Consider the following 20,745-nt stretch of genomic DNA (forward strand, 5'->3'; position numbering starts at 1 on the left):
CTTATCCTCCCAGGTTAGATACTCCAGACATAGCTCAGTCCGGGACGAATTCGAGCATGATCGTCGACAGCGGCGGCAAAAGCATCGTCGCCGAAATGCCTCCTCCTTCCGCCTGAGCCTCGACGCCGCCGCTATTGCCCATGCCGGAACCGCCATAATCCGTGGCATCGGTGTTGATGATCTCGCGCCATTTTCCGGCCTGCGGCAACGGCACGCGGTAATTGTCGCGCGGCACCGGCGTGAAGTTGGAAATGACGGCGACCGGGTTGCCGCCTGGCGCGCTGCGCAGCCAGGCAAAGACCGAGTTCGCGCTGTCGTCGACGATCAGCCAGGAAAAGCCCTCCGGCTCGCAGTCGCGGGCATGCAGCGCCGGGCGCGAGCGGTAGAGATAGTTGAGGTCGCGCACCGTCTGCCAGACGCCACGGTGGAGCCGGAAATCGAGCAGGTTCCAGTCGAGCGCGCGCGCCTCGCTCCACTCGCGGCGCTGCGCGAACTCCTGGCCCATGAACAACAGCTTCTTGCCGGGATAACCCCACATGAAGGCGTAATAGGCGCGCAGCGTCGCGAATTTCTGCCAGTCGTCGCCGGCCATCTTGTTGAGCAGCGTGCCTTTGCCGTGCACCACCTCGTCATGGGACAGCGGTAGCACGAAATTCTCGCTGAAGGCGTAGACCAGGCCGAAGGTGATGTCGTTGTGGTGATGCTTGCGGAAGATCGGCTCCTTGGAGAAATACTCCAGAGTGTCGTGCATGAAGCCCATGTTCCACTTGAAGCCGAAGCCCAGCCCGCCTTCATGCACTGGCTGCGAGACTTTCGGCCACGAGGTCGATTCCTCGGCGATGGTCATCACGCCCGGATGGTGGCCGTAGACCTCCTTGTTCATACGCTGCAGGAAGCTGACCGCCTCGAGGTTTTCGCGCCCGCCCTTCTCGTTGGGGATCCATTCGCCGGCCTTGCGCGAATAATCGAGATAAAGCATCGAGGCGACCGCATCGACGCGCAGTCCGTCGACGTGATATTTCTCGGCCCAGAACAGCGCATTGTTGACCAGAAACGAAATCACTTCGCGGCGCCCAAAATTATAGATCGCTGTGTTCCAGTCGGGATGGAAGCCCTTGCGCGGATCGGCATGTTCGTAGAGCGCGGTACCGTCGAACTTTGCCAGACCGTGTTCGTCAACAGGGAAATGCGCCGGCACCCAATCGAGGATGACGCCGATGCCTGCACGGTGGGCGCCGTCGACGAAGCGGGCAAAACCGTCCGGATCGCCAAAGCGGGCGCTCGGCGCATAAAGACCCGTCGTCTGGTAGCCCCAGGACGGGTCATAAGGGTGTTCGGAGATCGGCATGAATTCGATGTGGGTAAAACCGGTCTCGACCACGTACGGGATCAGCCTGTCGGCGAGCTCATCCCACGACAGAAAGCTGCCGTCGTCGTGAAGCCGCCATGACCCGGCATGGAGCTCGTAGATCGATACGGCTTCGCGCCTGTGGTCGGCATTGCGCCAGTAGTTCCGGTGCGCCTCGTCACCCCATTCATGCGCCGGCGGCAAAGCCGTCACCGAGGCGGTGGCCGGGCGCAGTTCGGACTTGAAGGCGAACGGATCGGCTTTGAGCGGCAATCTCACGCCATCTGGCCCGATGATTTCGTACTTATACGGGCGGCCAGCGCCGATGTCGGGAATGAATAGCTCCCAGATGCCGGTGTCGCGGCGGACGCGCATGGTATGCCTGCGGCCGTCCCACTCGTTGAAGTCGCCGACCACCGAGACACGCCTTGCATTGGGCGCCCACACCGCAAAATGTACGCCCGATGCACCTTCATGGTCGATGAGATGGGCGCCGAGCTTGTCGAACAGCCTGAGATGCGATCCTTCGGCGATATAGTAATCGTCTAGCGGACCGAGCACGGGGCCGAAGGAATATGGATCGGTCAGCCACCAGTCACCGCCGGAATTCCTTGCATGATAGCGCAGCGGCTGGCGTTTGCGCAGCGACAGTTTGCCTTCGAAGAAACCGCGATCGTCACGCCTCGACAGCTCGCCAGCCTTCTTGCCGGTCAGCGTATAGGCAGTGACGGACTCGGCATGAGGAACAAAGCAACGGGCGACAAATCCCTTCCCTGCCTCATGCACGCCGAGCACGGCAAACGGGTCACCGTGCGTGCCCGCGACAATCGCCGCGACATCGCTGGTTTGCGCCAGTCCGTCCGGCCCGCTTGTCGCAACGGTCGCGCGCGGCTTGCTCATCAGGCAGTGATCCTCCCCGGGCACCAAGTGTATGTTTCTAGTGGAGTTTTGAATTCGACATTCGCATGCCGCCTGACCCTCCAAAGGATGCGAGGGTCAAATCCACTCCACTAGGACCACATTGTCCGTGGTCTCATGCAATCATATCAGGCGGGCACGTGCCATATGTCTTTCGCATATTGGCGGATCGTGCGGTCGGACGAGAACCAGCCGACGCGGGCGACATTGCGGATGGCCCTGGCGTACCAGTCCGGGCTGTTGCGCCAGACGGCATCGACGTCGCGCTGTGTGGCGGCGTAGGCATCAAAATCCGCGGCGACCATGAACCAGTCGCTCTGGTAAAGACCGTTGATCAGGTCGCGATAACGGTCCGGATCGTCAGGTGAGAAGACGCCCGATGAAATCGCCGACAGCGCCTGCGCCAATTCGGGCGAGCCCTCGATCATGGCGCGCGGATCGTAACCATTGTTGCGCCGCTCGGCGACTTCCTCTGTGGTCAGGCCGAAGATGAAGATGTTGTCGTCGCCGACGCATTCCTTGATCTCGACATTGGCGCCGTCGAGCGTGCCGATGGTCAGCGCGCCGTTCAGCGCGAACTTCATGTTGCCGGTGCCGGAGGCTTCCATGCCGGCGGTCGATATCTGCTCCGAAAGATCGGCGGCCGGCATCATGATCTCGGCCAGGCTGACATTGTAGTTCGGCACGAACACCACTTTCAGCAAGCCGCGCACCGCGGGGTCGCGGTTGATGACACGGGCGACGTCGTTGGCAAGTTTGATGATCAGCTTGGCATTGTGATAGCTGGGTGCCGCCTTGCCGCCGAAGAATTTGACGCGGGGCATCCAGTCGCGCTCTGGATGTGAGCGGATCTGGTCGTAAAGCGCGACCGCTTCGAGAATGTTCAAGAGCTGGCGCTTATATTCGTGGATGCGCTTGACCTGGATGTCGAACAGCGCCGAGGGGTCCACCTTGATGCCGAGCCGGTCGGCAACAAGATTGGCAAGCCTCGTCTTGTTCGCCCGTTTGACGGCGGCGAACTTGTCGCGGAAGGCGGCGTCCCCGGCGAAAGGATCAAGCCGCTTTATCTCGTCGATGTCGTCGAGGAAACCGTCGCCAATCGCCCCTCGGGTGAGTGTCGTGAGGCCGGGATTGCACTGGATCAGCCAGCGCCGCGGTGTAATCCCGTTGGTCTTGTTGTTGATGCGGTCCGGGTAGAGCCTGTGGAGATCAGCAAACACCGTCTCCTTCATCAATTCCGTGTGCAGGGCCGAGACGCCGTTGATCGAGTGCGAGCCGACAAAGGCCAGATTGCCCATGCGCACGCGGCGATCGCCATTTTCCTGGATCAGCGAGATGCGGCTGATCTGCTCGTCCGAGAACTGGTCGGAGGCGCGCGCCTCGAGCAGCACTTCGGCGTTGATGGCGTAGACGATCTGCATGTGGCGCGGCAACAGCCGCTCAAACAGCGGCACGGGCCAGCTTTCGAGCGCTTCGGGAAGCAGCGTGTGGTTGGTGTAGCCGAAGGTGCGCTTGGTGATGCTCCAGGCCTGGTCGAAATCCATGCCGTGGACATCCATCAACAGGCGCATCAGCTCAGCTACGGCGATCGCCGGATGGGTGTCGTTGAGATGGATCGCCGCCTTGTCGGGCAGCGATTGCAAGTCGCCATACTGGCTAAGATGACGCTGGACGATGTCCTGCAGCGAGGCGGTGGAGAAGAAATACTCCTGCCTCAGTCGCAGCTCCTGGCCGGCCTTGTGGGAATCGGCCGGGTAAAGGACGCGCGACAATGCATCGGCCTTGTTGCTTTCGGCGAGCGCGCCGATGTGATCGCCGGCGTTGAACTTGTCGAGCAGGATCGGGTCGACCGGCATGCCGGACCACAGACGCAGCGTATTGACGCGATTGGCCCGCCAGCCGACCACTGGCGTATCGTAAGCAACGGCCAGAACATGTTCGGTCGGCTTCCAGACGTGGCGCTCGAGCCTGCCGTCCTTCGAGGTGATCGATTCCACCGAGCCGCCGAAGCCGACCTCGAAGGAGCGCTCGCGGCGTTCGAACTCCCAGGGATTGCCGTGATCGAGCCATGTCTCGGGCAGTTCCACCTGCCAGCCGTCATGAATCTCCTGCCGAAACATGCCGTTGGCATAGCGAATGCCGTAGCCATGCGCGGGGATATCGACGGTAGCCATGCTTTCCATGAAACAGGCGGCGAGCCGGCCAAGACCGCCATTGCCAAGGGCAGCGTCCGGTTCGAGCGCTGCAATGATGTCGAGGTCGACGCCAAGCGACGACAGCGCCTCGCGCATATTGTCCATCAGGCCGAGATTGGAGAAGGCATCGCGCATCAGGCGGCCGATGAGGAATTCCAGCGACAGGTAATAGACCCGCTTTTCCTGCTGGGCGTAGGCCTCTTGGGTTGCCTGCATCCAGTGATCGACGATGCGGTCGCGCACAACCTTGATTGAGGCGGTAAGCCAATCGTACTGGGTTGCAACGTTGGTGCCCTTGCCGACCCTGTATTTGAGGGCCTGCAAGACTTCGTCGGCGAGCGTCTTGGGATCCGGGTTTTCGAGCGTGGGCGGAGGAGCTTCGGTTGTCATCGCGCGCGTCATGCTGCCTCTCGTGACGTTGCCAGGATCATGCGGCTTTCACCATCTCTACCAATGCTAGTGTATCCCACAGGATGTTCAATCGATTCAGTCGACCGAAAGCCGGGTTGCCCTGCGGCAATTTGGCATTTGGAAACAGCGCGTTCGGGTTCCTCGGCGATGGGCCTCAAGCTCTTGCTCAAGCTGCCAGCGCCGCTTCCGGCGGCACCTTGGCGCCGGTCATGAAGGCGACGGCGTCGGACATCGTATGCTGCTTGGGATCGATGACACACAGGCGACGGCCAAGCCGATGAATGTGGATGCGGTCGGCCACCTCGAAGACATGCGGCATGTTGTGTGAAATCAGCACGATCGGCAGGCCTCGCTTCTTCACGTCGAGGATCAGTTCGAGGACGCGGCGGCTCTCCTTGACGCCAAGTGCCGCCGTCGGCTCATCCATGATCACCACCCGGCTGCCAAAGGCGGCGGCGCGCGCCACCGCCACACCCTGCCGCTGGCCGCCGGAAAGCGTTTCCACGGCCTGGCTGATGTTCTGGATGGTCATCAGGCCAAGCTCCGTGAGCTTGTCGCGGGCGCGCTTTTCCATCGCCGGGCGATCGAGCATGCGCAGCCATTCGCCGAGGAACCCCGGCTTGCGGATCTCCCGGCCGAGGAACATGTTGTCGGCGATGGACAGCGCCGGCGACAGAGCCAGGTTCTGGTAGACGGTCTCGATGCCGGCCTCGCGGGCCTCCATCGGCGACTTGAAGGCAACGGGCTTGCCTTCAAGCCGGATCTCACCTTCATCGGGCACGACCGCGCCGGAAATCGCCTTGATGAGCGACGATTTGCCGGCACCATTGTCGCCGATGACGGCAAGGATTTCGCCCGGATAGAGATCGAAATCGGCATTGTCGAGTGCGGTGACGCGACCGTAGCGCTTGACCAGGCTGCGCGCGGTGAGGATGGGTTCCTGCGTCATGGCTATGCCGAAACCTTTCTGATCCATTGATCGATCGCCACGGCGCCGATGATCAGCACGCCGGTGAGCAGCACCTTCCACTGCGGATCGGCGCCCAGCATGTTGAGGCCCATCGAGACGACGCCGACGATCATGGCGCCGAACAGCGTGCCGAGGATCGAGCCGCGCCCGCCGAACAGCGAAATACCGCCGATCACCGTCGCGGTGATGGCCTGAAGATTGTAGTCGGTCACGGCGGCGGAAGGCGAGATCGAGCCATTGCGGCCGATGGAGACCCAGGCTGCGAAGGCGGCGATCAGCCCGGCAAGAGCATATACCGTCACCAGCACCTTCTTCGTCTGGATGCCCGACAGTTTCGCGGCCTCCTGATCGTCGCCAACCGCATAGACATGGCGGCCCCACGCGGTGTGGTTGAGCACGTACCAGAGGACCAACACGAGAACGACCATGGCAATGACACCAAGCGTCAGCACGGCCGTGCCGACCTTGAAGCTCAAGGCAAACAGGTGCAGCAGAGGCGCCTGAACGTCGACGTCGGTGTCGCGGATCGTCTCATTGGCCGAGTAGATGAAGTTGGTGGCCATGACGATGTTCCAGGTGCCTAGCGTCACGATGAATGGCGGCAGCTTCATGTAGGCCACCAACACCCCGTTGAGCAGGCCGCATGCGCCACCAGCGACAAGCCCGATTGCCACCGCGAGCACGGCCGGCATACCGTAGCTGACCGCGCAATTGCCCATGATCACAGCCGAAATCACCATGATCACGCCAATCGACAGGTCGATGCCGGCGGTCAGGATTACCAGAGTCTGCGCGGCGCCCAGAATGCCGACAATGGCGATCTGCTGAAGGATCAGCGTCAGCGTATAGGATGAAAAAAAACGCCCGCCGATGGTGATGCCAAAGATAATTATCGCCAGAACCAGCACGATCAGCGGCACCGCTGCCGGCGTGGAATGCAGGAAATGCTGGGCGCGCTTGACGGCCGATTTATGCTCGTCGAACGCGGCGACGCTTGTGTCGCTGCTCGATAGAACTTTTTCGAATTCTTGTGCTTGAGACATGTTTCCTCCCCTGGGCTTCAGCCAAGAGCCAACGCCGTCCACGCCTTCCGGTCTGCCGCCGGGACTATTTGCGTTTAGACCGGCACATCGTCCACCCTGAGCGGCCGGGGATCAAGCCCCGGCCGATCGCGATCTGTTGCCGGTCAGGCCAGCCTCAGCCCCAGCACTTGGCGAGGCCTTCCTTGGTGTCGATGGACTTCACACCGTTGGCGGGCTTGTCGGTGACAAGGTTGACGCCGGTGTCGAAGAAGTTCTTGCCTTCGGTCGGCTTCGGCTTCGTCCCGTCCTTGGCGAAAGTGGCGATCGCCTCGATGCCGAGCGCCGCCATTTGCAGCGGATATTGCTGCGAGGTAGCGCCGATTACGCCTTCGGTGACCGACTTCACGCCGGGGCAACCACCGTCGACCGAGACGATCAGCACCTGGCTTTCGAGACCGACGGCCTTGAGCGCCTGGTAGGCACCGACAGCTGCCGGCTCGTTGATGGTGTGGATGACGTTGATGGTGTTGTCCTTCTGCAGAAGGTTCTCCATCGCCTTGCGGCCGCCCTCTTCATTGCCGTTCGTCACGTCATGGCCAACGATGCGCGGGTCGTCCTCGTCGCCAATCTTGTTGGGGTCCTTCACGTCGATGCCGAAGCCCATCATGAAGCCCTGGTCGCGCAGCACGTCCACCGTCGGCTGCGACGGCGTCAGGTCGAGGAAGCCGATCTTGGTATCCTTGGCCTTATCGCCGAGTGTCGCGGCGGCCCATGCGCCGATCAGCTTGCCGGCTTCCAGATTGTCCGTCGCGAAGGTCGCGTCAGCCGCATCGATCGGATCAAGCGGCGTGTCGAGCGCGATCACCAACAGCCCGGCGTCCCGCGCTTTCTTCACCGTCGGCACGATGCCCTTGGTATCGGACGCGGTGATGAGGATACCCTTGGCGCCGTCGGCGATGCAGCTCTCGATTGCAGCAACCTGGCTCTCGCTGTCGCCGTCGATCTTGCCGGCGTAAGTCTTGAGATCGACGCCAAGCTCCTTGGCCTTGGCCGTCGCACCTTCCTTCATCTTGACGAAGAAGGGATTGGTGTCGGTCTTGGTGATCAAGCAGGCGCCGACCCCGGCGGCCGACGCCGTCGACGCAAAGGCCATCAGGCTCAGTCCGGCCGCGGCGAACACGGTGGATTTCAACAGTTTTGACGTGGTCACGATTTTCCTCCCATGGAACCATTTAGGATGCCGGCCAACCGACATCTGCAGCGCGTCCGACGAAATCTCCCAGCATCGGCGCCGATCCCAAGAGACACCAGTCCGCCAGCACTGTCAATAATTAAATCACTCTTATTTATTATTGACAACGCAGGATTGTTCACCCACTCTAGACCAAAAGCATTGAGGGGAAACGACGGAGGAACAGGGTGGAGACCGGCGTTACGAGGCACGGTTCGCCCAATGCGGCCGAAAGCCGTCTGTACCGCGGCACCAATCAAAGCGGCATGCGGGACCACAATGAGCGGCTGGTGCTGTCGCTGGTGCGCCAGCATGGCAGCCTGGCCAAATCCGACATTGCACGCATGACCGGCCTTTCGGCGCAGACGGTCTCGGTGATCATGCGCGAGCTGGAGGAGGATGACCTGCTCGTCCGCCAGGCGCCGTTGCGCGGCAAGATCGGCCAGCCCTCGATACCCATGGCGCTCAATCCCGACGGTGCCTATTTCATCGGCCTGAAGATCGGCCGCCGCAGCGCCGAATTGGTGCTGATCGATTTCCTCGGCAACGTACGCTCGATGCTGCAGCATTCCTACCGCTACCCTGCCCCGCGCGAGACGGTGGAATTCGTCACAGGCGGCATGAACAAGATGCGCGGCGAGCTCACCCCGGCGCAGGATAAGCGCATTGCCGGGCTTGGCATCGCCATGCCGTTCGAATTGTGGAACTGGGCCGATACCGCGGGCGCACCGCGCGAAATCATGGACGAATGGCGCCATCGCGACATCCGCGCCGACATCCAGGCGCAATGCGAATTTCCAGTCTATCTGCAGAACGACGCCACCTCGGCCTGCGGTGCCGAGCTCGTGTTCGGCCACGCGGCGGGCGCGGCACGCGATTTCGTCTATTTCTATATCGGCGCCTTTGCCGGCGGCGGCATCGTGCTGAACGGCCGGTTGTTTGGCGGCCCAACCGGCAATGCCGGCGCGCTGGGCTCGATGCCGGTGCCCGGGCCGGACGGCAAGCCGACGCAGTTGATCGACGTGGCGTCGATCGCCATGCTGGAAAAGGCGCTCAACGCGCGCGGCATCGAGGCCTCGCATCTGTGGACATCACCGGGGGACTGGGGCGAGATCGGCGCCGAGCTCGATGACTGGATCGCCAGCGCCTCGCAGGCGCTAGCCTATGCCATCGTTTCGGCGTCCTCCGTCATTGATTTCGAAGCCGCGGTGATCGACGGGTGGATGCCGATTGCCGTGCGCAGGCGGCTTGTCGATGCCGTCATCCAGGCCATCGGCCGGATCGACGGCGAGGGCCTGAGGCTGCCGGCCATTCGCGAGGGAACCGTCGGCATTCATGCGCGGGCGCTGGGTGGCGCCAGTCTGCCGCTGTCGGAGCGCTTCCTCATCGGTTCGACCACGATTTCCCGGAGCTTCTGAGCATGCTGATCGGCATCCCGGCGCTGCTCGGCCCGGAGTTTCTGGCGATATTGCGCGCCATGGGCCATGGCGACGAGATCGCCTTGGTCGACGGCAACTACCCGGCCGAGCAGCAGGCACAGCGGCTGATCCGCGCCGACGGTCATCATCTCGTCCCGGTGCTCGATGCGGTACTGAGCGTGTTGCCGGTCGACGACGCCGTGCCGCAGGCGCTGTTTCGCGCCTCGGCCAAAGGCGATCCCCTGCTCGCCGATCCGGTTCACCATGAGATGGAAGCGATCTGCGCCAGGCATGCGCCGGGCCGCAAGCTGGTTGCGCTTGCCGGCGCCGACTTTTATGCACGGGTCAAGGCCGCACACGCGATCGTCGCGACGAGCGAGCCGCGGCTTTATGCCAACATCATCATTCGCAAGGGCGTGATCTACCCGCCGGAAAGCAAGACTTCATGATCCTCTGCTGTGGCGAAGCCCTCATCGATATGCTGCCGAGGACCACGACGGAGGGCGAGTCGGCCTTTGCGCCCTATGTCGGCGGTGCCGTCTTCAACTCGGCAATTGCGCTTGGCCGGCTCGGCGCGCCCGCTGCCTTCTTCTCCGGCCTGTCGTCGGATCTGTTCGGGGGCCAGCTCAGGGAGGCGCTGGGAGCCAGCAAGATCAGTTCCACCTATGCACACACCTCGCCGCGCCCGACTACGCTCGCCTTCGTGCGGCTCAACAACGGCCAGGCGACCTACACCTTCTATGACGAGAACACCGCCGGGCGCATGCTGACCATCGAGGACCTGCCGGAACTCGGCAGCGAGATCGAGGCCATGCTGTTCGGCGCCATCAGCCTGATCTCGGAGCCGGCCGGGTCGGCCTATGAAGAGTTCATGCGACGCGAGCATGAGCGCCGCGTGATGATGCTCGACCCCAACATCCGGCCAAACTTCATTCCCGACAAGGCCAAGCACCTCAGGCGCATCCGCGGCATGATGGCGATGGCCGACATCGTCAAATTGTCGGACGAGGATCTGAACTGGTTCGGCGAAGCCGGCTCGCATGAGGACGTCGTGCGCAACTGGCTGGACCGCGGTCCGAAGCTGATCGTGGTCACCCACGGCAGCGAGGGCGCGGTCGGTTACAGCAGCCGGCACCGGGTCACGGTCGTGCCGGACAAGGTCGAGGTGGTCGATACGGTCGGCGCCGGCGACACATTCAATGCCGGCATCCTTGCCTCCTTGCACGAACAGGGCCTGTTGTCGAAGACGGCAATCGCCAGCCTGCCGGAAGAAGCCATCCATAAGGCGCTGACGCTCGGTGCGAAAGCCGCGGCTGTGACGGTCTCGCGGGCCGGCGCCAACCCGCCATGGCGGCATGAAATCGCCTGACCGGCTGGCAACACGCTCACGGACCTGCCTGCCGCGATCACTTTATGTTTCGTCGACCCGGCGGGACCGGCTGTGAAGGTCCATATCGAGCCGGCCGAAGCCCGGATTTCCCCGCGTTTAAGAGAGCAGGTCGGAAGTCAGCGGTAACAGGCTGCGACATTTGAGCAATTCAGGGTTTTGCCCTGCGGCTTTCTCGGCCGTGCCAAGTCTGCTACCAGCGGCCGGTTATCTGACTAAACCGTTTGAGGCCGACATGCAGTTCATCGATCTTGGCGCGCAGCGCGAACGCATCCGCGACAGGCTGAAAGCGGCAATCGACCGGGTCGTCGACGAAGGCCGCTATATCCTCGGACCTCAGGTCACCGAATTCGAAAACAAGCTCTCCGCCTATATCGGCACCAAGCACGTGGTCGCTTGCGCCAACGGCACCGACGCGCTGCTGTTGCCGCTGTTTGCCGCCGGTATCGGCCCGGGCGACGCGGTGTTCGTGCCGAGCTTCACTTTTGCCGCCACGGCCGAAGTGGTGGCGCTGACCAAGGCCGAACCGGTGTTCGTCGATGTCGATGCCCACAGCTACAATATCGACACCGCCAGCCTCGAGGCAGCAATCGCCATGATCAAGGCGGAAGGCCGGCTGAGGCCGAAGGCAATCATTCCCGTCGACCTGTTCGGCCTCGCCGCCGATTACGAGGCGATCATGGCCATCGCCGATCGCGAAGGCCTGATGGTCATCGAGGATGCGGCCCAGGCGACCGGGGGCTCGGCCGACGGCAAAATGTGCGGCTCGTTCGGCACCGTCGGCTCGACCAGCTTCTATCCGGCAAAGCCGCTCGGCTGCTATGGCGACGGCGGTGCGATGTTCACCAATGACGATGCGCTGGCCGAACAGCTGCGCTCGTTCGCCTTTCACGGCAAAGGCGAAACGCAATACGACAATGTCCGCGTCGGCATCAATTCACGGCTCGACACGCTTCAGGCGGCGATCCTGATAGAGAAGCTGGCCATCCTCGAGGACGAGATGGTGGCGCGGCAAGCGGTCGCCAATCGCTATGCCGAAGGTCTCGGCGATATCGTCAAGGCGGCGCGCAATCTGGGCGGCGGCCGCTCGGCCTGGGCGCAATACGCCATCGAAACGCCGAAACGCGACGGGCTCAAGGCACATCTCGGTGAAAAGGGCATTCCGTCGGTCATCTACTATGTGAAACCGCTGCACAGCCAGATTGCCTATCGCGATTATCCGCGCACCCCGACCGGCCTTGCCGTTTCGGAAGAGCTGCCGAAGCGCATCCTGTGCCTGCCGATGCATCCCTATCTGAGCGAGGCTGACCAGGACCGGATCATCGAAACGATCCGTAACTATATCGGCTCGAATTCGGCGCATGTAGCGGCGGCATAATTCGAAAGCTTCGAAGCGTGGTCGCGGATTACATCGACGAGTTCATCATGTTCTGCGCCGGGTTGTGGATGGCTGGCGTCGGCTTCGGATTTTTCTCGGACCCCTCTCAAGCTCGCCCCGGCCAACGGCAGGCATGGTGGACCAACTTTGGAACCCATATTAAATGGATGGGGCCGCTGTTGATCATCATCTCGATAGTGCTCGCATTCGCGGCGCCTTCCTAGCGGACCCTATTCGGCGGGCTATTCACGAGTTCGGTGCGATCAGCTTGAGTGATGGAAAATAGGTGCGATAGCGACCAGCATCGCGCGTGAACAGCGGCAGCCCATTGACCGCGGCATGGGCGCGCCGATGAAGAAGTCAGGCAGCACGCCGGTGCTCAACCCGCTCGATCTCGCGTAGTATTGGGTAAAGACCTTTCCCGCGAGGAACAGTGCTGCCTATGGTATCGGAGCGATTTCGAGACAGCTTTGTCAAGAAACGCGTCGAGATCCTCGATGCGCCCCGTATCGGAAAGCCAACTCGGCATAGACAGCATCGTTGATCAACAGCGGTCCATTCAGGCTTTGCGCCTCAAGCTGGGCGATCGACCAATCCGCCCAGTTCGGATCATTGGTGACAAGATTGAGCAGAACGTTGGTGTCGACCAGCGTCACACCTCGCCACGCGTCCATTTTCGGGTAGCACATGTGCTTCTGCATTGCCAAAACTCGTCGCCTGCCCTCACTCCCAAATCGGCCGGAGCGGCTTTCAAGAGTGCCGTCAGGGCAACATTTTTGAAGTGCTTTGCTCCGCGTCGAAGCATAGTCTGCACTGTCTTCCCTCTAGGCTGGCTATTTCATGAAGAAGATTGGTTTCCTCTCGTTCGGGCACTGGACGCCCTCGCCGCAATCACAGACCCGGACGGCAGCCGACGCGCTTTTGCAGTCCGTCGAGCTGGCCGTCGCGGCCGAGGAGCTGGGTGCAGACGGCGCGTATTTCCGCGTGCATCACTTCGCGCGCCAGCTCGCCTCGCCCTTCCCGCTGCTGGCAGCGGTTGGGGCGAAGACCAGCCGAATCGAGATCGGCACGGCGGTGATCGACATGCGTTACGAGAACCCGCTCTATATGGCGGAGGACGCCGGTGCCGCCGACCTAATCGCCGGAGGGCGTCTGCAGCTGGGCATCAGCCGCGGCTCGCCGGAGCAGGTAATCGAGGGATGGCGCTACTTCGGCTACGCCCCGCAAGAGGGCGAGAGCGATGCCGACATGGCCCGCAGACACACCGGAGTGCTGCTCGAAGTGTTGCTGGGCAAAGGCTTTGCGCAGCCCAACCCGCGGCCGATGTTTCCCAACCCGCCTGGCCTGCTTCGCGTCGAGCCGCACTCGGAGGGCCTGCGCGAGCGCATCTGGTGGGGCGCCGCCACAAACGCCACCGCCGAATGGGCGGCGAAATTGGGGATGAACCTGCAGAGCTCCACGCTCAAATTCGATGAGGGGGGAAAGCCGTTTCACATCCAGCAGGCCGAACAGATCCGGGCTTTTCGTGAGGCCTGGAAGGCGGCCGCACACACGCGCGAGCCGCGGGTGTCGGTCAGCCGGAGCATTTTTGCGCTGGTCGACGATCGCGACCGGGCCTATTTCGGCGGCAACCAGAGCGGAGATCATTTCGGTTACATCGAGGCAGACAGACGCGCCGTGTTCGGCCGCTCCTATGCCGCCGAACCGGACGTCCTGATCGAACAGCTAAAAGGCGACGAAGCCGTCGCCGAGGCCGATACGCTGCTGCTTACCGTCCCCAATCAGCTCGGCGTCGACTATAATGCCCACGTCATCGAGGCGATCCTGACCCATGTCGCCCCTGGCTTGGGCTGGCGCTGACGCGACTTTGTTGGAAAAGCCACGGCGTCGATACGATGCCCGCGTTCCTAGCGGTCTCACGGCTGCTTTCCGTCGGCTCGTTTCAGCATCGCGAATGCGCGACTGATCCGTTGCAGCGCTGTGGCGTTGGCCAGCACTGCGTAAAGTGCGAACCCACCCGCCAGAATCCAGGGCGAAGCCGCGCCCATGGCCTCCGCGACTCCGTCGGCGGCGAGCAGCACGCAAATGAAAACCAAACGTTCCATCCGCTCGAAGAAATCCGGCCAACCATGGTTTTCCACAGGGATTTCCAGCGCCGTCCGCGCCTTGGCGTAACTTGTGAGTATCCCGCCGGCGAACGCGAACATTGCGATCGCCCACAGATCGGCGACCCAGCCGATAGCCGCAAAGACGGCCAATTCCTGATAGCGGTCGACGACAGCGTCGAAATAGCCACCGGCCTTGGTGCTCATATTTGTTCGGCGGGCGACCGCACCGTCCAGCGCGTCGAAGGTGAAGGCAAACGCCAGGCAAAGGCCAAAGGCAAGGCTTGACTGGTGGTAGACGTAGGCCGCCGACGACACAGCGACGAGCACGAGCCCGCTGGCCGTAACCTGGTTCGGCGTCATGCCGATCCCGATCAGCGGAGAGGCGGCCTGCTCCCATAGCGGGTCGATGCGACTTTTCATGAGACCGGCGATCATGGCGGCTCCTCTGATGATGTCGTTTCGCCGAGCTTTACCAGCAATTTGCGGGTTTGTTCCACCGTCGCCACCGTTCGACTTGGTCAACGCAGACGGAGAACTGGCTCAGCAACGTTCTCAACCGGCCGCAACAGCGATTTCTTTTGGCGGATGCGGCCGGCGGATTAAGGCGCTCGCCAAAGCTGACGGAGCAAATCGACCGGCGGTCTGGCGGCCGCACCCGAACGATGTGACTATGATCGCTTGCCATCCGTCGGAAGCCGGCCGAAACTCGATGCATAAATTCTCACCCAAGTTTGCCTACCTGCTCGCGACCTCTCTTGGCGCGGGATTATCTCCAATATGGCCGGGCACGGCCGGCGCAATGGTTGGAGTGGCTGTTGCCGCAGCTCTGATAGCTGCATCGCCTTGGCTGACCGTGCTTGCCTATGCGGCCCTGTTCGCCGTCGGCGTATGGGCGTCGTCGCATGTCATCTCCCGTACCGGGACGGAGGATCCGCAGATCGTCGTCATCGATGAGACCTTCGGCGCCGCCGTGACACTTTCCATGCTTCCGATCGACCCACTCTGGTGGACAGCAGGCTTCCTTGCTTTCCGGTTTTTCGACGTCGTCAAGCCTTGGCCCATCCGAATCATGCATGACAAGGTAAGGGGTGGGGCCGGCATCATGCTGGACGACGCTGCCGCGGCTGTCGTGGCTGCGGCGTTGCTGCTCCTGCTGAACGGTTTGATTGACCATTTGCGGTAATGGCGACATTCGGTCTGCCAAGGCCACGGTGGTCCATCGGAGTTTAGCGCCGCAAGGGGGAGACCGGACCATGCGAAGCCACAGGATCGCGGCCATTCCAGGTGATGGCATCGGCAGGGAGTCGTAGCGGCCGGGCTTCGTGCGCTGGCTGTCCGCGCCCGGGGCGTCGGAACGCAGAAGGCATCCGCCGCTCACCGATGGTGTTCGTGTGCCTGCGTGCGGAAACCAAACCCGTCAAGTGTTTCGATCAGCACCTGTACGGGATCCGGCACACCGTGCGATGACCGCCACGCGACAAAGCCGTCCGGCCTGACCAAGACAGCACCGCCGCTTTCAACCCCGCGTGGGTCTGGTCGGTCGTCGGACAAGAGGAAGCCTGTGCTGCAGCCGGCCAGGACCGCGGCTGCAATCCCCACGCGCGGACCGGGGAAATTTCGGACGCAATGACAATGCCCAGGACTGCTCCCCACGGATGGATCGCCCTTGGAAAGCCGTGCCGCACGCTACGACGGCGACACGCGACATTGATGTCGATCTCTAGGCCTTCGAAATCCAGTACGTCTCAGTCACCAGCCAAGCGTTCTCGATGCCGTTTGCCGGTCGGCCTCGATGATATTGCGCAAGACCGGTGACTTTGCCTCGGGCTGCCTTCAGGGCAGCCTTCAAGGCCTTTTCTTCGTCACTGCGCCTGGCTCCGCTGCAGGGGTAAAACCCGCATGGCACAAGTGGCCGTACGGGAAAGGTATCGCCAGCCCTTTCCAGAAGCATCATGAAGCCTCGTTGGTCTTCGCCCGTGAACGGCAGCGCCATCCGGCCAGCGTCGGACAAATTTGAAAGCCACCGTTCCGGCACGTGCGTCACTCCGGCAAAGGCGACAACGACATCGAGGTCCGGCAGATCAACTGCCTGCGTTGCATCACCGGATACCACTTCGACATGGGCATAATGAGCAAGATTGCTTTGCGCGCGCCGGGCGAGTTCTTCGTCGATCTCATAGGCAATCACGCGTCCTTCAGAACCCGTCAGTTCAGCGAGGATGGCGGTGAAATAGCCGACACCGGCGCCTACCTGAAGGACGGTCTGGCCGGGAGCGATGTTCACATGGTCGAAAACCAAGGCCCAAAGCGACGGCAAACCGCTGTTTAATCCGCGCTTTTCGTCAAGTGAGACCAGAACGTCGTGGTAAATCTCATGAACTGCGGCTGAAGGGCTGGTATGGACCGCCCCGATCTGCAATCTCGAATGGATACGCCATGGCCCGTTGCCAAGGTAGTGTTCGCGCGGAACCTTTGCGAAGGCCTCGATGACCGCAGGGTTGTGCAAGACCGGTGACGAGACACGCAGGTCTTCGGCAAACCACCGGCGCGCTTCACTAGCATCGCTTCTTGTTGGCATGGACTATTGGCTCCCGAATTGCGCGTATTCAACCATCGTTTCAGAAAGCCGAACGGCGGCAAAGGCTCGCCATCCTCGTATGGACGGGTGCTGCGCGCTGTGCGATCGACCGCTGCTTCGCCCAGCGCCCACCGCGAAGCCTATAAGTCCTGGCGATATGGAAGAACACTCTGCCCGACGATCACATCCTCCGGCTGGCGAGCAGCCTTGTAAGCCAGTCCGGATCCATTTCCGGCACCGAGGATAAAAGCCGTTCGGTATAGGGGGCATGCGGCGGCGTGAGAATTTCGCTCTTTAATCCCTGCTCAACGACTTTACCCTGGTGCATGACCACAATTTCGTCGGCTATGGCCCGCACGGTGGCAATGTCATGGGTGATAAAAATGTAGCTCATGCCGAAGTCGCGCTGAAGCCGCATTAACAGCTTCAGGATTTCCTCTTGCACAATCTGGTCGAGCGCGGACGTGATTTCGTCGCAGATAATGAGTTCCGGGTCGGCGGCCAAGGCCCGAGCGATGCAAACGCGCTGCTTCTGACCCCCCGATAGTTCGGCCGGCAGACGGTCAAGGTAAGTTTCGCTCATCTCGACCATGTGCATGAGTTCGTCGATCCGCCGGTCCCTCTGCGCACCCTGGAGGCCAAGATAGAACTCAAGCGGCCGTGCTATGACTTCTTCGACCGTCTGGCGCGGATTTAGTGCGTTGTCGGGCATTTGATAAATCATCTGTATGCGGCGCAGGATCTCTTTTGGGCGCGTCTTCAGGGTCTTGGAAAGGGTCTGGCCGGCAAAGGAAATCGACCCCGAAAGCGGTGGCAGCAGGCCGGTAACGACGCGGGCGAGCGTCGATTTCCCGGAACCGGATTCGCCGACCACGGCCACTGTTCTTCCACGTGGAACTTTGATGGAGACATCCTGGAGCACCTTGACCGCTCGGCCGTAGGCCGCCGTGACGTTGTCTATCGTGAGCAGATAGTCATCGGCCGGAACTTCGGGCTTTGCGAGCTTGCGCACGGCCCAGAGCGTTCTGGTATACTCCTGGCTGGGCGAGGCGAGCATCTGGCGCGTTTCTGCCTCCTCCACGGTAAGTCCATGGCGCAAAACCATGATGCGGTCCGCCATTTGCGCCACCACCGCCAGGTCATGCGTCACATAGATTGCAGCTGTGTTGAATTCCTCCACGATATTGCGAATGGAGGCGAGAACTTCGACCTGTGTCGTCACATCGAGCGCTGTCGTTGGTTCGTCGAAGACGATGAGGTCCGGATGGCAAGCCATTGCCATCGCGGTCATTGCCCGTTGCAACTGTCCGCCGGAAACCTGATGAGGATAGCGAAAGCCGATGGTCTCCGGATCTGGAAGCTGAAGACGGCGATAGAGATCGACCGCACTCCGGTTCGCTTTTTCTCGGCTGGCAATCCCATGAGCCACCACAGTTTCGACAGTCTGATCGAGGAGTCGGTGGGCTGGATTGAAAGAGGCCGCGGCGCTTTGCGCGACATAGGCGATGCGCGAGCCTCGGAGGCGGCGACGTCCTGTTTCGCTGATTGCCAGAAGATCGATACCCTCGAACAGGATCGAGCCCTTTGTGATCCGGCAGCCCGGCTTGGCGTAGCCCATCGCGGCGAGGCCGATGGTGGATTTTCCGGCACCTGACTCGCCGATCAGGCCAAGAACCTCCCCCCGCTTCAGCGCCAGATCGACCCCGCGGACAATGGGGTGCCACCGCTCATCCGAGAAACCCTCCACATGCAAATTGCGGATCTGAAGCAGATCCTTGCCTTTTTCGCGCAATCCGGGGGCGCTATTTTTCATCCCGCAACCCACTTGTTGCGTGGAGGAACCAGTCGACGACGAAATTCACGGAGACAGTGAGGAGGGCAATCGCGCCGGCCGGCAGCAGCGGCGTGACATCGCCGTAGGTGATCAGGGTCGCATTCTCGCGCACCATCGATCCCCAATCGGCGGTCGGTGGCTGAATACCGACGCCCAGGAAGGACAGTGCCGCGATCGTGAGGAATACGAAGCAAAATCGCAAGCCGAATTCCGCGACCAGCGGGGGCATCACGTTGGGAAGGATTTCCTTGGCGATGATCCATTTCGGGCCTTCGCCGCGCAATCGCGCCACTTCGACGTATTCCATTACTGCCACGTTAAGCCCGACAGCGCGTGCGAGCCGAAAGACACGGGTGGAATCGAGCAGCGCAATGATGATTATCAGGCTGGTGATCGACGAGCCGAAGATCGAAAGCAGCACCAGGGCGAAGATCAGGCTTGGGATCGACATCAACACGTCCACCGCACGCGACAGTATCTGGTCGAGCCATCCTCTGTACAATGCGGCTAGAAGGCCTAGCGAGACGCCGACTGCGAAGGACAACAGTGTCGTCGCGACGGCGATACCGATGGTGTTGCGCGCACCATAAATCAAGCGTGTGAGCATATCGCGGCCGAGCTGGTCGGTTCCCAATTTGAACTGCTGGCTCCACGGCGCGAAGGCTTCGCTGAAGACCTGCGTTTCGCCATATGGGGCGATCCAGTGCGCGAAGATCGCAACGATGACATAGCCGATGATCACGAGGATGCCGAACCAGGCACTGAAGGGTGCCTTCTTCAGCGCCGTTTTGGCCCGGGTGACGCGCGAGCGCCTCAGCCTGTGAACCTGAGCGACGGGTTCGTAGCTGGTCATCGTGGATGCAGGAGCCTGGGATTGGTGGCGATGGAAATGATGTCGGCTGTTAGATTGAGGAGGATATAGGTCGCCGCGAAAATCAGGGCGCAGGCCTGGACAACCGGAACATCCCTGGATTTGACCGCATCAACCATCAGCTGACCAATGCCGGGATAGACGAACACCACTTCGACCACGACCACTCCGACGACGAGATAAGCCAGATTGAACGCCACCACAGTGACGATCGGAGCCCATGCGTTGGGCAACGCATGCCTGAGTACGATTGTCATGGGCGACATTCCCTTGAGACGCGCCATGTCGATATAGGGGCTTGCCAGCATGTTGATGATCGCCGCTCGTGTCATGCGCATCATATGGGCGACGATGACGAGCGTAAGCGTGATCGCCGGCAAGGCTACTCTCCAAACATGCTCCCAAAACGGCGTCTGGTCGTTCACATTCGACAATGTCGGGAACTTGGGAACTGCATTGAGTATCCAGTTCAATGAGACCGCAAGCCAGTGTGGCAGTGATTGTGCGAACTCGGATCCGATGAACGTGTCGCGCGAGATGACGAGATAGGCAAGCATATAGGCGACGAAAAACTCCGGGAACGAAATCGTTGTCAGCGTCACTGCGTTCACCAGCCGGTCGAACCAGCCATTGCGGTAGAGCGCAGCGAGGATGCCCAGTCCCAGGGCTAGCGGAACTGCAATCAGCGCGGTCATCGATGCAAGGAACATCGTATTGTAGAGGCGTGGCGCGATGATCTCGGCGACGGTACGCCGGTACCCGGTGCGACTGGCGAATGAAGAGCCGAAATCACCGTGGAGCATTTGCCCGACCCAGACGAAGTAGCGCTCGACAGGCGGACGGTCGATGCCGATTTCTCGCTGGAAGGCGGCGACCGTTTCGGGTGTCGCGGATTGCCCGAGCATCGCCTTGGCGAAATCGCCCGGCAGCATTGCAATCGCAGAGAAGATAATGATGGACACGATGAACAGCGTGACCAGGCCGAGGCCAAGGCGTTGCAGGACCGTTCTTGCGACGGGGTTCATTTGCACGCGTTTCCCGTTGCCGTCGCTGCCCTGCCACACCAGGCAGGGCCC

The 20,745-nt window shown here is 61.6% G+C and carries 18 protein-coding genes and 1 pseudogene; 7 read left to right on the plus strand and 12 right to left on the minus strand.

Annotation, left to right across the window (positions count from 1 at the left end):
* Window positions 1-34 precede the first annotated feature (34 nt).
* The 5 genes from glgB to NKJ17_RS07080 all read right to left on the minus strand — a co-directional run bounded on the left by glgB (window position 35) and on the right by NKJ17_RS07080 (window position 8,017).
* Window positions 35-2,248 carry a 1,4-alpha-glucan branching protein GlgB gene (glgB, locus tag NKJ17_RS07060; RefSeq protein ID WP_352507577.1) on the minus strand — a complete coding sequence of 738 codons (2,214 nt, stop codon included), beginning with the start codon at window positions 2,246-2,248 and terminating at the stop codon, window positions 35-37.
* A 146-nt stretch (window positions 2,249-2,394) separates the two neighbouring features.
* The gene (locus tag NKJ17_RS07065; protein ID WP_352507576.1) at window positions 2,395-4,863 is read right to left on the minus strand and encodes a glycogen/starch/alpha-glucan phosphorylase; all 2,469 of its coding nucleotides are present in this window, start codon (window positions 4,861-4,863) and stop codon (window positions 2,395-2,397) included.
* A gap of 175 nt (window positions 4,864-5,038) precedes the next feature.
* Entirely contained in the window at window positions 5,039-5,821 is a 783-nt protein-coding gene (locus NKJ17_RS07070) for an ATP-binding cassette domain-containing protein (protein ID WP_254819893.1), read from the minus strand.
* A 2-nt stretch (window positions 5,822-5,823) separates the two neighbouring features.
* Window positions 5,824-6,885 (minus strand): ABC transporter permease, encoded by a 1,062-nt coding sequence (locus NKJ17_RS07075; RefSeq protein ID WP_352479482.1) that lies wholly within the window; start codon window positions 6,883-6,885, stop codon window positions 5,824-5,826.
* Between the two features lie 154 nt (window positions 6,886-7,039).
* The gene (locus NKJ17_RS07080; protein ID WP_502906530.1) at window positions 7,040-8,017 is read right to left on the minus strand and encodes a sugar ABC transporter substrate-binding protein; all 978 of its coding nucleotides are present in this window, start codon (window positions 8,015-8,017) and stop codon (window positions 7,040-7,042) included.
* A gap of 266 nt (window positions 8,018-8,283) precedes the next feature.
* Between NKJ17_RS07080 and NKJ17_RS07085 the strand changes: the two genes are divergently transcribed.
* The 5 genes from NKJ17_RS07085 to NKJ17_RS07105 all read left to right on the plus strand — a co-directional run bounded on the left by NKJ17_RS07085 (window position 8,284) and on the right by NKJ17_RS07105 (window position 12,502).
* Window positions 8,284-9,513 (plus strand): ROK family transcriptional regulator, encoded by a 1,230-nt coding sequence (locus tag NKJ17_RS07085; protein WP_352687679.1) that lies wholly within the window; start codon window positions 8,284-8,286, stop codon window positions 9,511-9,513.
* Between the two features lie 2 nt (window positions 9,514-9,515).
* Window positions 9,516-9,962: an RbsD/FucU family protein gene (locus tag NKJ17_RS07090; RefSeq protein WP_352687681.1), complete on the plus strand. Its 447-nt coding sequence runs from the start codon at window positions 9,516-9,518 to the stop codon at window positions 9,960-9,962.
* Window positions 9,959-10,882, plus strand: coding sequence for a carbohydrate kinase family protein (locus tag NKJ17_RS07095; protein ID WP_352687683.1), 924 nt, complete (start codon window positions 9,959-9,961; stop codon window positions 10,880-10,882). Before NKJ17_RS07090 ends, NKJ17_RS07095 begins: the two co-directional genes overlap by 4 nt.
* 253 nt (window positions 10,883-11,135) lie before the next feature.
* The gene (locus NKJ17_RS07100; RefSeq protein WP_352687685.1) at window positions 11,136-12,278 is read left to right on the plus strand and encodes a DegT/DnrJ/EryC1/StrS family aminotransferase; all 1,143 of its coding nucleotides are present in this window, start codon (window positions 11,136-11,138) and stop codon (window positions 12,276-12,278) included.
* Window positions 12,279-12,295: 17 nt separating this feature from the next.
* On the plus strand, window positions 12,296-12,502 hold the full coding sequence (locus NKJ17_RS07105; protein WP_352687687.1) for a hypothetical protein: 207 nt from the start codon (window positions 12,296-12,298) through the stop codon (window positions 12,500-12,502).
* A 22-nt stretch (window positions 12,503-12,524) separates the two neighbouring features.
* Here the strand turns inward: NKJ17_RS07105 and NKJ17_RS07110 are convergent.
* Window positions 12,525-12,934, minus strand: a pseudogene (locus tag NKJ17_RS07110) (type II toxin-antitoxin system VapC family toxin).
* A gap of 184 nt (window positions 12,935-13,118) precedes the next feature.
* Here NKJ17_RS07110 and NKJ17_RS07115 point away from each other — a divergent pair.
* A complete protein-coding gene (locus NKJ17_RS07115; RefSeq protein WP_352687689.1) occupies window positions 13,119-14,138 on the plus strand; it encodes an LLM class flavin-dependent oxidoreductase in 1,020 nt (339 codons plus the stop codon).
* A 56-nt stretch (window positions 14,139-14,194) separates the two neighbouring features.
* Here NKJ17_RS07115 and NKJ17_RS07120 read toward each other — a convergent pair whose 3' ends face one another.
* The gene (locus NKJ17_RS07120; RefSeq protein WP_352687691.1) at window positions 14,195-14,821 is read right to left on the minus strand and encodes a CDP-alcohol phosphatidyltransferase family protein; all 627 of its coding nucleotides are present in this window, start codon (window positions 14,819-14,821) and stop codon (window positions 14,195-14,197) included.
* Here NKJ17_RS07120 and NKJ17_RS07125 point away from each other — a divergent pair.
* Complete coding sequence (locus NKJ17_RS07125; protein ID WP_352687693.1) at window positions 14,820-15,569, plus strand: phosphatidylglycerophosphatase A family protein; 750 nt, start codon at window positions 14,820-14,822, stop codon at window positions 15,567-15,569. The genes NKJ17_RS07120 and NKJ17_RS07125 overlap by 2 nt on opposite strands.
* 191 nt (window positions 15,570-15,760) lie before the next feature.
* On the opposite strand, the gene NKJ17_RS07130 is transcribed toward NKJ17_RS07125, so the two are convergent.
* From NKJ17_RS07130 to NKJ17_RS07150, 5 genes are all read right to left on the minus strand, one after another.
* The gene (locus NKJ17_RS07130; protein WP_352687695.1) at window positions 15,761-16,039 is read right to left on the minus strand and encodes an aromatic-ring hydroxylase C-terminal domain-containing protein; all 279 of its coding nucleotides are present in this window, start codon (window positions 16,037-16,039) and stop codon (window positions 15,761-15,763) included.
* Window positions 16,040-16,106: 67 nt separating this feature from the next.
* Window positions 16,107-16,892 (minus strand): protein-L-isoaspartate O-methyltransferase family protein, encoded by a 786-nt coding sequence (locus NKJ17_RS07135; RefSeq protein ID WP_352687697.1) that lies wholly within the window; start codon window positions 16,890-16,892, stop codon window positions 16,107-16,109.
* A gap of 253 nt (window positions 16,893-17,145) precedes the next feature.
* Complete coding sequence (locus NKJ17_RS07140) at window positions 17,146-18,777, minus strand: ABC transporter ATP-binding protein (protein ID WP_352687698.1); 1,632 nt, start codon at window positions 18,775-18,777, stop codon at window positions 17,146-17,148.
* Window positions 18,767-19,651: an ABC transporter permease gene (locus NKJ17_RS07145; protein ID WP_352687700.1), complete on the minus strand. Its 885-nt coding sequence runs from the start codon at window positions 19,649-19,651 to the stop codon at window positions 18,767-18,769. Before NKJ17_RS07145 ends, NKJ17_RS07140 begins: the two co-directional genes overlap by 11 nt.
* Entirely contained in the window at window positions 19,648-20,694 is a 1,047-nt protein-coding gene (locus NKJ17_RS07150) for an ABC transporter permease (RefSeq protein WP_352507561.1), read from the minus strand. The genes NKJ17_RS07145 and NKJ17_RS07150 overlap by 4 nt, the downstream gene beginning before the upstream one ends.
* Window positions 20,695-20,745 lie beyond the last annotated feature (51 nt).

Source organism: Mesorhizobium sp. M0208, from assembly GCF_040322015.1.
GTDB lineage: Bacteria > Pseudomonadota > Alphaproteobacteria > Rhizobiales > Rhizobiaceae > Mesorhizobium.